Source organism: Pseudomonas sp. GW460-12-10-14-TSB1 (assembly GCF_017349775.1).
Taxonomy (GTDB): domain Bacteria; phylum Pseudomonadota; class Gammaproteobacteria; order Pseudomonadales; family Pseudomonadaceae; genus Aquipseudomonas; species Aquipseudomonas piscium.
The window spans coordinates 15842-28466 of sequence record NZ_JACNAC010000027.1; the positions used below are offsets into that span (position 1 = coordinate 15842).

Annotated in this window: 15 protein-coding genes; 8 read left to right on the forward strand and 7 right to left on the reverse strand. The window is 64.6% G+C overall.

All coding sequences use genetic code 11. From position 1 onward, the window contains the following. Positions 1-63: 63 nt before the first annotated feature. The 4 genes from ribBA to nrdR are packed head-to-tail and all read right to left on the reverse strand — an operon-like array spanning position 64 to position 3490. Entirely contained in the window at positions 64-1155 is a 1092-nt protein-coding gene (gene ribBA / locus J4D52_RS16735) for a bifunctional 3,4-dihydroxy-2-butanone-4-phosphate synthase/GTP cyclohydrolase II (RefSeq protein WP_063433169.1), read from the reverse strand. A gap of 31 nt (positions 1156-1186) precedes the next feature. Beyond that, positions 1187-1849 carry a riboflavin synthase gene (locus J4D52_RS16740; protein WP_007924128.1) on the reverse strand — a complete coding sequence of 221 codons (663 nt, stop codon included), beginning with the start codon at positions 1847-1849 and terminating at the stop codon, positions 1187-1189. 46 nt (positions 1850-1895) lie between these two features. Beyond that, the gene (gene ribD, locus J4D52_RS16745; RefSeq protein ID WP_102677164.1) at positions 1896-3029 is read right to left on the reverse strand and encodes a bifunctional diaminohydroxyphosphoribosylaminopyrimidine deaminase/5-amino-6-(5-phosphoribosylamino)uracil reductase RibD; all 1134 of its coding nucleotides are present in this window, start codon (positions 3027-3029) and stop codon (positions 1896-1898) included. Next, the gene (nrdR, locus tag J4D52_RS16750) at positions 3026-3490 is read right to left on the reverse strand and encodes a transcriptional regulator NrdR (RefSeq protein ID WP_007924133.1); all 465 of its coding nucleotides are present in this window, start codon (positions 3488-3490) and stop codon (positions 3026-3028) included. Before nrdR ends, ribD begins: the two co-directional genes overlap by 4 nt. Before the next feature lie 129 nt (positions 3491-3619). Between nrdR and J4D52_RS16755 the strand changes: the two genes are divergently transcribed. The 3 genes from J4D52_RS16755 (at position 3620) to trxA (ending at position 5766) form a co-directional block, all read left to right on the forward strand. Further along, positions 3620-4078, forward strand: coding sequence for a hypothetical protein (locus tag J4D52_RS16755; RefSeq protein ID WP_025807798.1), 459 nt, complete (start codon positions 3620-3622; stop codon positions 4076-4078). Then, entirely contained in the window at positions 4075-4731 is a 657-nt protein-coding gene (locus tag J4D52_RS16760; protein WP_102677165.1) for a methyltransferase, read from the forward strand. Before J4D52_RS16755 ends, J4D52_RS16760 begins: the two co-directional genes overlap by 4 nt. Positions 4732-4893: 162 nt before the next feature. Further along, positions 4894-5766: a thioredoxin gene (trxA, locus tag J4D52_RS16765; RefSeq protein WP_016702662.1), complete on the forward strand. Its 873-nt coding sequence runs from the start codon at positions 4894-4896 to the stop codon at positions 5764-5766. A gap of 54 nt (positions 5767-5820) precedes the next feature. Here the strand turns inward: trxA and J4D52_RS16770 are convergent, their stop codons facing one another. Beyond that, a complete protein-coding gene (locus J4D52_RS16770; RefSeq protein ID WP_063433172.1) occupies positions 5821-6174 on the reverse strand; it encodes a hypothetical protein in 354 nt (117 codons plus the stop codon). Positions 6175-6309: 135 nt separating this feature from the next. On the opposite strand from J4D52_RS16770, the gene J4D52_RS16775 reads away from it, so the two are divergent. From J4D52_RS16775 to J4D52_RS16795, 5 genes are all read left to right on the forward strand, one after another. Then, the gene (locus J4D52_RS16775) at positions 6310-6906 is read left to right on the forward strand and encodes a DUF2796 domain-containing protein (protein WP_102677166.1); all 597 of its coding nucleotides are present in this window, start codon (positions 6310-6312) and stop codon (positions 6904-6906) included. 132 nt (positions 6907-7038) lie between these two features. Beyond that, positions 7039-7749, forward strand: coding sequence for an ABC transporter ATP-binding protein (locus tag J4D52_RS16780; protein WP_063433174.1), 711 nt, complete (start codon positions 7039-7041; stop codon positions 7747-7749). 1 nt (position 7750) lies between these two features. After that, positions 7751-9016: an ABC transporter permease gene (locus tag J4D52_RS16785; RefSeq protein WP_025807809.1), complete on the forward strand. Its 1266-nt coding sequence runs from the start codon at positions 7751-7753 to the stop codon at positions 9014-9016. Between the two features lie 27 nt (positions 9017-9043). After that, positions 9044-9562: a DUF3299 domain-containing protein gene (locus J4D52_RS16790; RefSeq protein WP_025807811.1), complete on the forward strand. Its 519-nt coding sequence runs from the start codon at positions 9044-9046 to the stop codon at positions 9560-9562. A gap of 237 nt (positions 9563-9799) precedes the next feature. Continuing rightward, positions 9800-10498, forward strand: a complete 699-nt coding sequence (locus tag J4D52_RS16795; protein WP_025807812.1) for an OmpW family protein — start codon at positions 9800-9802, stop codon at positions 10496-10498. Positions 10499-10557: 59 nt separating this feature from the next. On the opposite strand, the gene J4D52_RS16800 is transcribed toward J4D52_RS16795, so the two are convergent. Both J4D52_RS16800 and J4D52_RS16805 read right to left on the reverse strand, forming a co-directional pair. Beyond that, positions 10558-11487 carry an NAD-dependent epimerase/dehydratase family protein gene (locus tag J4D52_RS16800; protein ID WP_025807813.1) on the reverse strand — a complete coding sequence of 310 codons (930 nt, stop codon included), beginning with the start codon at positions 11485-11487 and terminating at the stop codon, positions 10558-10560. After that, positions 11480-12364 (reverse strand): sugar nucleotide-binding protein, encoded by an 885-nt coding sequence (locus tag J4D52_RS16805; RefSeq protein ID WP_036998133.1) that lies wholly within the window; start codon positions 12362-12364, stop codon positions 11480-11482. The genes J4D52_RS16800 and J4D52_RS16805 overlap by 8 nt, the downstream gene beginning before the upstream one ends. Positions 12365-12625: the final 261 nt, after the last annotated feature.

A 12625-nucleotide genomic window follows, 5' to 3' on the forward strand; every position in this document is an offset into this window, starting at 1 on the left:
CGTTCACTACGCGCTCACTAGTGATATTTGAACCGCGAATTTCAAGCCCGAAACAGCCGGCTTTTATTCGGAGGGCACGTATTCTACAACTTCCAGGTCGAAACCGGATATCGCATTAAATTTCATCGGCGCACTCATCAGGCGCATTTTGCGCACGCCCAGGTCGCGCAGGATCTGCGAACCGGCACCGACGATGCTGTAGGTGGTCGGTTTTTTCACCGGCTGATGTTCGGCCGTTTCGCGGATATGCGCCAGCAGCACGTCGCCGTCCAGCGGGTGGCCCAGCAACAGCACCACGCCGCTGCCCGCCTCGGCCACCGTGGCCATGGCGGCCCGCAGGCTCCAGCGGCCAGGCTGCTTGACCATCAGCAGGTCGCGCAGCGGGTCCATGTTGTGCACGCGAACCAGGGTCGGCTCTTCCGCGCAGATGTTGCCCAGGGTCAGCGCCATGTGCACGTCGCCTTCCACCGAATCACGGTAGGTCACCAAGTTGAACTGGCCCAGTTCGCTGTCCAGCGGCTGCTCGGCAATCCGCTGAACGGTACGTTCATGGATCATCCGGTAGTGAATCAGGTCGGCGATGGTGCCGATCTTGATCTTGTGTTCGGCGGCGAAGGCTTCCAGCTCGGCGCGACGGGACATGGTGCCGTCGTCGTTCATCACTTCGCAGATCACTCCGCTCGGCTCGAAACCGGCCATGCGCGCCAGGTCGCAGGCGGCTTCGGTGTGGCCGGCGCGGGCCAGGGTGCCACCCGGCTGGGCCATCAGCGGGAAGATGTGGCCCGGGCTGACGATGTCTTCGGCCTTGGCGTCCTTGGCGGCAGCCGCCTGCACCGTGCGTGCGCGGTCGGCGGCGGAGATGCCGGTGGTCACGCCGGTGGTGGCCTCGATGGACACGGTGAACTTGGTACCGAACCCGGAACCGTTGCGCGGCGCCATCAAAGGCAGCTTGAGCAGCTCGCAACGCTCGCGACTCATCGGCATGCAGATCAGGCCGCGGGCGTGCTTGGCCATGAAGTTGATGTGCTCGGCCTTGCAGCACTCGGCGGCCATGATCAGGTCGCCTTCGTTCTCGCGGTCTTCGTCATCCATGAGGATGACCATCTTGCCTTGGCGGATGTCTTCAACCAGTTCTTCGATGCTGTTGAGCGCCACGCGGCACCCCCCTTCTTTCAAAATTTGAGGTTCAGGATTTGAGGTAGCCGTTAGCGGCCAGAAAACTTTCGGTAATGCCGCCGCTCGAAGGCTCCGCGGCCTTGTCGCCCAGCAGCAGGCGCTCCAGGTAACGCGCCAGCAGGTCGACTTCGAGGTTGACCTGCCGACCCGGCCGGTAGTCGGCCATGATGGTTTCGGCCAGCGTGTGCGGGACGATGGTCAGTTCGAACTCGGCGCCATTGACCGCGTTGACCGTCAGGCTGGTGCCGTCGACGGTGATCGAGCCCTTGTGGGCGATGTACTTGGCCAGGTCCTTGGGCGCGCGGATGCGGAACTGGATGGCGCGGGCATTTTCTTCCCGGGCCACCACCTCGCCGACACCGTCGACGTGGCCGCTGACCAGATGGCCGCCCAGGCGGGTGGTCGGAGTCAGGGCCTTTTCCAGGTTGACCCGGCTACCGGCCTTCAATTGATGGAAAGCGGTGCAATCCAGGGTCTCGCGGCTGACGTCGGCCCAGAAGCCGTCGCCCGGCAGTTCCACCGCGGTCAGGCAGACGCCGTTCACCGCGATGCTGTCGCCCAGCTTCACGTCGCCCAGGTCGAGCTTGCCGGTTTCCACATACACCCGCACATCGCCGCCTTTGGGAGTCAATGCACGGATGCTGCCGATGGATTCGATGATGCCTGTAAACATGGAGTCCTCCTCGAGAACAGGGTCGCCGCGTGGCGAAGGCCCGAAATTATACGCTCGCTGCTGGCAGAGGAATGGCAATGACTCGCCAGTCATCGCCTACGGCGCGCATTTCAATGATTTTCAGCTGCGGCGCCTCGCGCATCTGCGCCAGCGGCCAGTCGAGCAGCGGTCGCGCCGAGGAGCCGAGGAACTTGCCGGCGACAAAGATCTGGTACTCGTCCACCAGACCTTGCTGGGCAAAAGCACCCGCCAAGCGTGGGCCGGCTTCCACCAGCACCTCGTTGACGCCACGGGCGGCCAACTCGCTCAGCAGCCGACGCAGGTCCACCTGGCCATCGGCACCCGGCACGATCAGGCATTCCGGACCATTGGCGTACTGCTCCTCCACCGCGGCGCAGGTGGCGACCAGCGCCGGCCCTGCCTTGAAGAACGGCGCATCGAGCGGCACCCGCAGGCGGCCGTCGATCAATACGCGCAAGGGTGGACGGCTCATGGCCAGGGCGGTCTGTTCCGCGTCCAGCCCCAGCTCCTCGGCACGCACCGTCAGTCGGGCGTTGTCGGCCAGCACTGTGTCGGCACCGGTCAGCACCACACTGGCCTCGGCCCGCAGGCGCTGCACCGCGGAACGCGCGGCGGGGCCGGTGATCCACTGGCTTTCGCCGCTGGCCATGGCGGTGCGGCCGTCCAGGCTCATGGCCAGCTTGACCCGCACGAACGGCAAACCGTGCTCCATGCGCTTGAGGAAACCCCGGTTGAGCGCCCGCGCTTCCTGCTCCATCACCCCGCTGTGGGTGGCGATGCCGGCCTGGGCCAGGCGCTGCAGGCCACGGCCGGCGACTTCCGGATTGGGGTCCTGCATCGCCGCCACGACCCGCGCCACGCCGGCGTCCACCAAGGCATCGGCGCACGGCGGCGTACGGCCGTGATGGCTACAGGGTTCGAGAGTCACGTAAGCGGTGGCGCCGCGGGCGTTGGCACCGGCTGCACGCAGGGCGTGGACTTCGGCATGGGGCTCGCCGGCCCGCACATGCCAGCCTTCGCCGACGACCTGGCCGTCGCGCACGATCACGCAACCGACCCGGGGATTGGGGTGAGTGCTGAAGCGGCCCTTTGCGGCCAGCTCCAAGGCTCGCGCCATGTAGTGGGCGTCGAGCACCGCCTGTTCGCCGGAGATGTTCATTCTTTGCCCGGCTCGCGGGCGAGACGGTCGATCTCTTCGCGGAATTCGTTGAGATCCTGGAAGCGCCGGTAGACCGAGGCGAAGCGGATATAAGCCACTTCATCGAGCTTTTGCAGCTCGGCCATCACCAGTTCGCCGACGACCAGGGATTTGACCTCGCGTTCGCCAGTGGCGCGCAGCTTGTGCTTGATGTGCACCAGCGCGGCTTCCAGGCGCTCGACGCTGACCGGGCGTTTTTCCAGGGCACGCTGCATGCCAGCGCGGAGTTTTTCTTCGTCGAAGGGCTGACGGCTGCCGTCAGTCTTGATCAGGCGCGGCAACACCAGTTCGGCGGTTTCGAAAGTGGTGAAACGTTCACCGCAGGCCAGGCATTCACGCCGGCGGCGCACCTGTTCGCCTTCGGCGACCAGACGCGAGTCGATGACCTTGGTGTCGTTGGCACCGCAGAAGGGACAGTGCATGGTGGCAGGCAACAAAAAAAGGGAGGGCCATGGTAGCGCATCCCACTGGCAAGACAAGCCATAGCCTTTACGGTATACAGACCGACTATTATGTTTTGCACATGGAATTTCGCCTTGTTGGAGCTTCGCATGCCACTACGACCGCTCGTTTTGCTCAGCCTTTTCAGCCTGCTGGTGGCTTGCAGCAGCGACGCCCCGAAACCTGTCGCCTCCACCGTGCCGCCCCAGCAGAGTGTGAAAAAAGCCCGGGAATCCATCGACCTCGGTCCCCTGCCGGCCTACCAGCGTGAACTGAGCGGCACCCTGCAGGGTGTCCCGGCGGGTGCCGAAGTGGAACTGGCGCTGCTGGTGATCGACGAGCGCGGCCGGCCGCAACGTTTGCTGGCCAGCAGCAACCTGATCGGCAACAACAAGGTCCTGCCGTTTCGCCTGCGCTTCAACCCCGATGTCTTCCCGGTGGGCGCCCGCGTCGAACTGCGCGGCCGCGCCAGCCAGTCCGGCCAGTTGATCCTGCACCTGCCGGCGCAACTCATCACTCAGCCGACCACCCAGGCCGTGGGCCAGCTGCAATTCGTCAAAGCACCATGACCCCACCGCTCGACCTGCAACGTGCCCTGAGCGAACTGCTGGGCGATGCCCAACTGGTGGCCTGCGAACTGCCGGAAACCGAGCTGAAGCTGTGGTTGATCGATGCCGACAACATGGACCGCGCCTTCACCCCGGAAGAAACCCAGCGAATTCTCCATGAACCGCCGTACTGGAGTTTCTGCTGGGCCAGCGGCCTGGCCCTGGCGCGCTATCTGGCCGAGCGGCCGCAGTGGGTGCAAGGCAAGCGGGTACTGGATTTCGGCGCCGGCTCCGGCGTGGCCGGTATCGCTGCACTGAAAGCCGGCGCGCTGGAAGTGGTGGCCTGCGACCTCGACCCGCTGGCCATCGCCGCCTGCCGGGCGAATGCCGCGCTCAACGGGGTTGTACTGGGTTACTCCACGGACTTTTTCGCGGAAGACGACCGCTTCGACCTGATCCTGGTAGCCGACGTGCTCTACGACCGCGCCAACCTGCCGCTGCTGGATCAGTTTCTCAGCCGCGGACGCCAGGCGCTGGTGGCGGACTCCCGGGTCAAGGACTTCCAGCATCCGCTGTACCGACGCCTGGAAATGCTCCACGCCCTGACCCTGCCGGATCTGGCCGAGCCCTGGGAGTTCCGCGAGGTGAGCCTGTATCACGCGCAGCGCGATTGATGAAGGACAGATCGCGGGCAAGCCTCGCTCCTACAAAGTAAGCGGCGCCTTCAGGAGCGAGGCTTGCCCGCGAAACAATCTAGCGGTCACCCCATAGCCCGCTTTCAGCCGCCCCCCGCCAAGCCTTATAGTGGCTCCATTCACGTTTCTTCGAGATCCCCCATGAGTCAGGACACGCCGTACATTTTCGACGCCAGCACCGCCGACTTCGACCAGTCGGTGATCGAGAACTCGTTCCACAAACCGGTGCTGGTGGATTTCTGGGCCGAATGGTGCGCGCCCTGCAAGGCGCTGATGCCGATGCTGCAACAGATCGCCGAGAGCTATCAGGGCGAGTTGCTGCTGGCCAAGGTCAACTGCGATATCGAGCAGGACATCGTCGCCCGCTTCGGCATTCGCAGCCTGCCGACCGTGGTGCTGTTCAAGGACGGCCAGCCGGTGGACGGCTTTGCCGGGGCGCAACCGGAGTCCGCAGTGCGCACCATGCTCGAACCCCATGTGCAGATGCCGCCGCCCAAGGCCGCCGACCCGCTGGAACTGGCTGAAGCGCTGTTCGCCGAAGGGCGCATCGCCGAGGCCGAAGCCACGCTGAAAGTGCTGCTGGGCGAAGACAACAGCAACGCCAAGGCGCTGATCCTCTACGCCCGCTGCCTGGCCGAACGCGGTGAATTGGGCGAAGCCCAGACCGTGCTCGACGCGGTCACCGGCGATGAGCACAAGGCCGCGCTGGCCGGGGCCAAGGCGCAGATCACCTTTCTCAAGCAGGCCGCCGACCTGCCGGACAGCGCCGACCTGAAAAGCCGCCTGGCGCAGAACCCGCAGGACGACGAGGCGGTGTATCAGCTGGCCATCCAGCAACTGGCGCGCCAGCAGTACGACGCGGCACTGGATGCCCTGCTCAAGCTGTTCATCCGCAACCGCGGCTACAACGAAGGCCTGCCGCACAAGACCTTGCTGCAAGTGTTCGAACTGTTGGGCAACGATCACCCACTGGTGACCACCTACCGCCGCAAGCTGTTCGCCGCGCTGTACTGATTCACTGCTGAATCGCAAGCAGGCTCGCCCAGGGCGAACCTGCCCAGCCCTCGCCTACTCGATCCAGCTGTAGAGCGGCGTATCGCCGCCGCTCACCACCTTGACCTGTGCGCTATGGCGCAGGCGCACCAACAGGCGCTTGCCCGCTGCGGCGCTGCCGGTCAGGCCTTCCAGTTGCTCCAGCAGGTCCGGGCCGCTCAATTGCCCGGCCTTGCGCAGCAAGTCCCTGGCGATCTGCCACAGCGCATCATCCTGGCTCACCGGCTTGGCCACAGGCGCGCCGCTTTCGGCCTTGGCCGTCGGCAACGGCGCCCCCAACCGGGCACTCAACTGATCCCAGTCGGCCTCGTCCAGTTCCAGGGTCAAATCCACCGGCCATTCGCCGATGCTTCCTCGAATCCGCACCATCGCTCTGCTCCCGAATATTTCTGACGAGCATGCTCCCACGCGTCTTGCGCAACGCCAAGCAGGCGGTCAAACTCTCGCCACTCTTGTTATAAGATTACATAACATTTTTTTCATGTTCGCTCCCGGAGACTTGCCATGCGTCGTCTGCTGCTCGCCCTGCCGTTCGCTCTGTTGCCCCTGGCCATCGCTCATGCGGCCGAAAAACACGACCACGACCATGAGCACGGCAGCCTCGGCGCTCACGAGCATGGCGTGGCCCGCCTGAACGCGGCGCTGGACGGCCAGACCCTGGAGCTGGAACTGGAGAGCCCGGCGATGAACCTGGTGGGTTTCGAGCACGCTGCCAGCACCGACGCGGACAAGGCCAAGGTCGCCGCCGTGCGGGCCCAGCTGGAAAAACCCCTGGCGCTGTTCAGCCTGCCGCCCGCCGCCGGTTGCGTGGTGGCGCAGCAGGAACTGGAAAGCCCGCTGTTCGGCGACAAGCCAGAGGATCACGACGAAGACCATGACAAAGCCAAGGATGCCGACGGCCACGAACATCACCACGAGCACAGCGAGATCCATGCGCACTACCAGTTCACTTGTGCCACGCCGGGCGCGCTGAAAAGCCTGGATCTGGCCGGGGTGTTCAAGACCTTCCCCGCCACCCAGAAAATTCAGGTACAACTCATCTCGCCAAGTGGTCAGCAAGGCGTGGAAGCGACCTCCAAGGCCGCCAGCCTGAAGTTCTGACTCACCCAATCCTGTAGGAGCGAAGCTTGCTCGCGATGGCGATATTACGGCCAACGGATCATGCAAGCCGGACAACCGCCATCGCGAGCAAGCTTCGCTCCTACATAAGCACTCACTCATGACCCCATGCCCATGACCCAAGCACTGATCCAACTGTCCGACCTGGGCTTCAGCTGGCCCGGCCATCCGCAGTTGCTGGATATCCCGGCATTTCGCCTGGAAGCGGGTGAAACGCTATTCCTCAAGGGCCCCAGCGGCAGCGGCAAGACCACCCTGCTCGGCCTGCTCGGTGGCGTGCAGAAACCCGACCGCGGCAGCATCCGCCTGCTGGGCCAGGAACTGACCGAGCTCTCCGCCGGCGCCCGCGACCGCTTCCGGGTCGATCACACCGGCTACATCTTCCAGCAGTTCAACCTGCTGCCGTTTCTCTCGGTGCGCGAGAATGTCGAGTTGCCCTGCCACTTCTCCAAATTGCGCGCCGGCCGCGCCGTACAGCGCCACGGCAGTGTCGACCAGGCAGCGGCCACCCTGCTCGCCCACCTGGGGCTGAAAGACCCCAGCCTGCTCGGCCGCCGCGCCGACTCGCTGTCCATCGGCCAGCAACAACGGGTCGCCGCCGCCCGCGCGCTGATCGGCCAGCCGGAACTGGTGATCGCTGACGAACCCACCTCGGCGCTGGACTACGACGCCCGCGAAGCCTTTATCCGCCTGCTGTTCGCCGAATGCCGCGAGGCCGGGGCCAGCCTGCTGTTCGTCAGCCACGACCAAAGCCTGGCGCCGCTGTTCGATCGCAACCTGTCGCTGGCCGAACTCAATCGCGCCGCCACGCCCGCAGAGGTCTGAGATGTATCTGTTCCGTCTAGCCATGGCCAGCCTGGCTAACCGCCGCTTCACCGCGATCCTCACCGCCTTCGCCATCGCCCTGTCGGTCTGCCTGCTGCTGGCGGTCGAACGGGTGCGCACCGAAGCCCGCGCCAGCTTCGCCAGCACCATCAGCGGCACCGACCTGATCGTCGGCGCCCGCTCCGGTTCGGTGAACCTGCTGCTGTACTCAGTGTTCCGCATCGGCAACGCCACCAACAACATTCGCTGGGACAGCTTCGAGCACTTCGCCAATAGCCCGAAAGTGAAATGGGCGATCCCGATTTCCCTCGGTGACTCCCATCGCGGCTACCGGGTGATGGGTACCACCGAGGCCTACTTCGAGCATTACCAGTACGGCCACCAGCAGAACCTGCAACTGGCCAGCGGCCGCGAGTTCGCCAGCGATCCGTTCGAAGTGGTGCTGGGCGCCGAAGTCGCCGAGGCCCTGCATTACAAGCTCGGCGACAAACTGGTGCTGGCCCACGGCGTGGCGGCCATCAGCCTGGTCAAACACGACGACAAACCCTTCACCGTGGTCGGCATCCTCAAGCGCACCGGCACCCCGGTGGACCGCACGCTGCACATCAGCCTCGGCGGCATGGAGGCGATCCACATCGACTGGCACAACGGCGTGCCGGCCCAGGGCAACGGCCGCATCAGCGCCGACCAGGCGCGCAACATGGACCTGACGCCGCAAGCGATCACCGCCTTCATGCTCGGCCTGAACAGCAAGATCGCCACCTTCGCCGTGCAGCGCGAGATCAACGAATACCGCGGCGAACCGATGCTGGCGATCCTGCCCGGGGTCGCCCTGCAGGAGCTGTGGAGCCTGATGGGCACTGCGGAAAAGGCCTTGTTCGTGGTGTCGTTGTTCGTGGTGCTGACCGGACTGATCGGCATGCTCACGGCGATCCTCACCAGCCTCAACGAGCGCCGCCGGGAAATGGCGATCCTGCGTTCGGTCGGCGCCCGCCCCTGGCATATCGCGACCTTGCTGGTGCTGGAAGCCTTCGCCCTGGCGCTGTTCGGCGTGCTTGCCGGGCTGGGCCTGCTGTACCTGGGCATAGCCCTGGCCCAGGGTTATGTGCAGTCGACCTACGGCCTGTACCTGCCGCTGTCCTGGCCGAGCGAGTATGAGTGGACGCTGCTCGGCGGTATCCTGATCGCCGCCCTGCTGATGGGCAGCGTGCCGGCCTGGCGCGCCTACCGACAATCGCTGGCCGATGGCCTGTCCATCCGTTTATGAGGAACTCTGGTTATGAGGAGCTCCGGCATGCCCCGTGCCCTGCTTGCGCTGTTGATGCTGGTCGCCCTGCCGCTATGGGCCGCCGAACCCCGGGACCTGGCCTGGTCGGAAATGATCCCGCCGGACGCGCCGGCGGAAGTGCCGAACATGAAGCCGCTGCACGACCTGTCGCAGATGGGCGACGCCCTGGCCGCCGAGTCCGCCCCGGCGGCCAAGCAGGACATGCCCAACGCCCCGGTGGTGCAGAGCCTGGACGGCCTGTCAGTGCGCCTGCCCGGCTACATAGTGCCGCTGGAAGTCAGTGAGGAAGGCCGCACTACAGAGTTTCTGCTGGTGCCGTATTTCGGCGCCTGCATCCACGTGCCGCCACCGCCGTCGAACCAGATCGTGCACGTGAAAAGCGAGGTCGGCGTGAAGCTCGACGAGCTGTATCAGCCGTACTGGATCGAAGGGCCGATGCAGGTCAAGGCATCCACCAGCGAAATCGCCGACGCGGGTTACCAGATGGAGGCGCAGAAGATCTACGTGTACGAATTGCAGGAGTGAAACCACCGGTTCTGCAGTGCCGTACATGACCTCATCGCGAGCAAGCTCGCTCCTACAGGGAACTGCATTGTTCATGTAGGAGCGAGCTTGCTCGCGATCGATTCCAAAGCGCCCGGAGCGCCCCCCGAGCGCCTCGCTCCCACGCTGATCCGGTTTTCATTGAGCTGAGTCAAAGCCTGTTCCTTGACGATCCTTACCATTGGACCTAGCCAACTCGAATCGTCCTTTGGAGCTCCCATGCACAAGTCCCTGCTCAGCGCCTCCCTGTTCGCGCTCGCGCTCGCCGCCCCGATCGCCCACGCCCACGAAGCGGGCGACATCATCGTTCGCGCCGGTGCCATCACCGTCAATCCGAAAGCCGACAGCGGCGACGTCAAGGTCGACCGCGGCCCGTTGGCCGGCGCCAACCTCGGCGGCAAGGCGACCATGAGCAGCGACACCCAACTGGGCCTGAACTTCGCCTACATGCTGACCAACAACCTCGGCATCGAACTGCTCGCGGCCACTCCGTTCGAGCATGATGTGAAGCTCAAGGGCACCGCGCTGGACGCCGCCAACGGCAAGCTCGGCACCCTCAAGCACCTGCCGCCGACCCTGAGCCTGGTCTACTACCCGTTCGACCACAAGGCTGCCTTCCAGCCTTACGTGGGTGCCGGTATCAACTACACCTGGATCTATGACGAGCACGTCGGCAGCCGCGCCAGCGCCGCCGGTTTCGACAATTTCCGGGCGAAGAACTCCTGGGGCCTGGCCTGGCAGGTCGGTGCCGACTACATGCTGACCGACAACGTGATGATCAACGCCCAGGTGCGCTACGTCGACATCGACACCACCGCCTACGTGGACAACAACGCAGTCGCCGGCGGCACCCGGGCCAAGGTCGATGTGGACGTCGATCCATGGGTCTACATGGTCGGCCTGGGCTACAAGTTCTAAATCGGCCAGATAAAAAAAGGCGCCTGCAAAGGCGCCTTTTTTCATGGCTGGGGGAAAGCTCAGAGGCCCAGCAAACGTGCCAGCCCGACGCTCATCGGAGTCGGCTCGGGGAACTTGAAGCGCTGCAACAGGCGCTGGTTGTTCGCCCGCGAATGGCGAATGTCCCCCGAACGCGCCGGGCCGTAGCTGATCGGAGGCAACTGCCCCACCACCTCGCCCAGGGCCTCGAGCAATTGCTTGAGGGTGGTGGCCTGGTTCAGGCCGATATTCACCGCGCCGACTTCCAGCTGCGGCATCTCCAGGGACTGCACCAGCACGTCCACCAGGTCTTCGACATACATGAAATCGCGGGTCTGCTCGCCATCGCCGAATACGGTGATCGGCAGGCCTTTCTGCGCGCGCTCGCAAAAGATGCTGATGACCCCGGAGTACGGCGAGGACGGATCCTGGCGCGGCCCGAAGATGTTGAAGAAGCGAAAGATCGCCGGCTCCAGGCCATGCTGGCGGCGATAGAAATCAAGGTAGTACTCGCTGGCCAGCTTGTCCGACGCATAAGGCGTCAGTGGCGCCTTGGGCGTGTCTTCGTCGATCGACTCGCCCTCGCCGTTGTTGCCATAGACCGCCGCGCTGGAGGCGAACAGCACACGCTTGACCCCGGCCTGGCGCATGGCTTCGCAGACGTTGAGGGTGCCGATGAAGTTGCTCTGGTGGGTACGCACCGGGTCATCAACCGATGCCTGCACCGAAGCGACCGCCGCCAGATGCGCCACTGCACGGCAACCGCTCATGGCCTGTGCCACCAGGGCCGCATCGGCGACATCGCCTTCGATCAGTTCGACCCGCGGGTTATCCAGCGGCAGGTTGCCTGGTTTACCAGTGGACAGATCGTCGAGGATCCGCACCGAGTAGCCCTTGGCGAGCAAAGCGTCGGTCAGGTGCGAACCGATGAAACCGGCACCGCCGGTGATCAGAATTGGGCCATCAGCCATGACGATAAAACCTATCCAGTAGAGCCGGGAGTGCCGCGCGCCAGGCACGTGGCTTGATCCCGAAGGTGTGCAGAATTTTTTTGCAGGCCAGCACCGCGTGTTGCGGTTCTTCGGCGGCGTCCGGCCGGGCGGCGTGAGCCTGGGCGGTTGGCGCCTCGATGGCCAACGGATGCAAGCTGCGGGCCTCGGTGAGGATCGCCTGGCCCAGCGCCAGCGGCGTGGTCGCCTCATGGCCGGCGTAGTGGTAAGTGCCCCACAGCGGCGCGGCGCAATCGAGTTGCTTGAGCACGGAGATGATCACCCGGGCGGCGTCGTCCACCGGTGTCGGGTTGCCCCGGCGGTCATCGGCCAGCAGCAGTTCTTCAGGTTGCTCGGCACGCGCCAGGAAACGCCCCAGGGTGCCGTCGGCGCTGTCATCCAGCAGCCAGCCGAAACGCAGCAGCACATGCTGCGGGCAGGTGGCGCGCACATTCTGCTCGATCCGCCACAAGGCCTGGCCACGCAAGCCCAGCGGTACAGGTTCGTCTTTTTCGCTGTAGGCGGTGGCCCGCGAACCGTCGAACACGCGGTAGCTGGAAGGCTGCAGAAGAATGATGTTGTGATGCTGACACAGCTCGGAAAGCCGCTCGACCGCCCGTTCCTGGCCGGCCAGACGGGCCTCGGGGACACTCTCCGCCTGGAACCAGTCGAAGTAGTAGGCAAGGTTGATCAAGGCATCCGGACGGGTGTCGTCGAGCAGTTGCGTCAGGCTCGCGGCATCCCAGCCGTCTTGCGGCGGACGGGGGGCGAGGAAACCGATGTCTTCCTCTGCACCGAGGCGAATCAGCGCCTGCCCAAGGGCATTTCCGCCGCCCAGTAACATAAGGCGCATTCGCATAGAGTCAGCAGGCCCAATCTGTTCGGAACGATGGTTTGAATCGGCCAGCCCCGCGGGCTTGGCCATGAATATTGCTCAGAATCGTTGCATTTTGCGGGTTTCCGGCGCAACCGTCACTGAGAAAGTGCAACGCGGCAAACCACACCGTTCTTTATAGCTGCTGGCGCCAGCGGCGATTGAACGCGCTGCCCGTGCCAGGGCTGCCTGGAGTCCCGCACTCACGGGTTTGCGGGGCTACATAACCGGTTGCAGGCCGCGGCA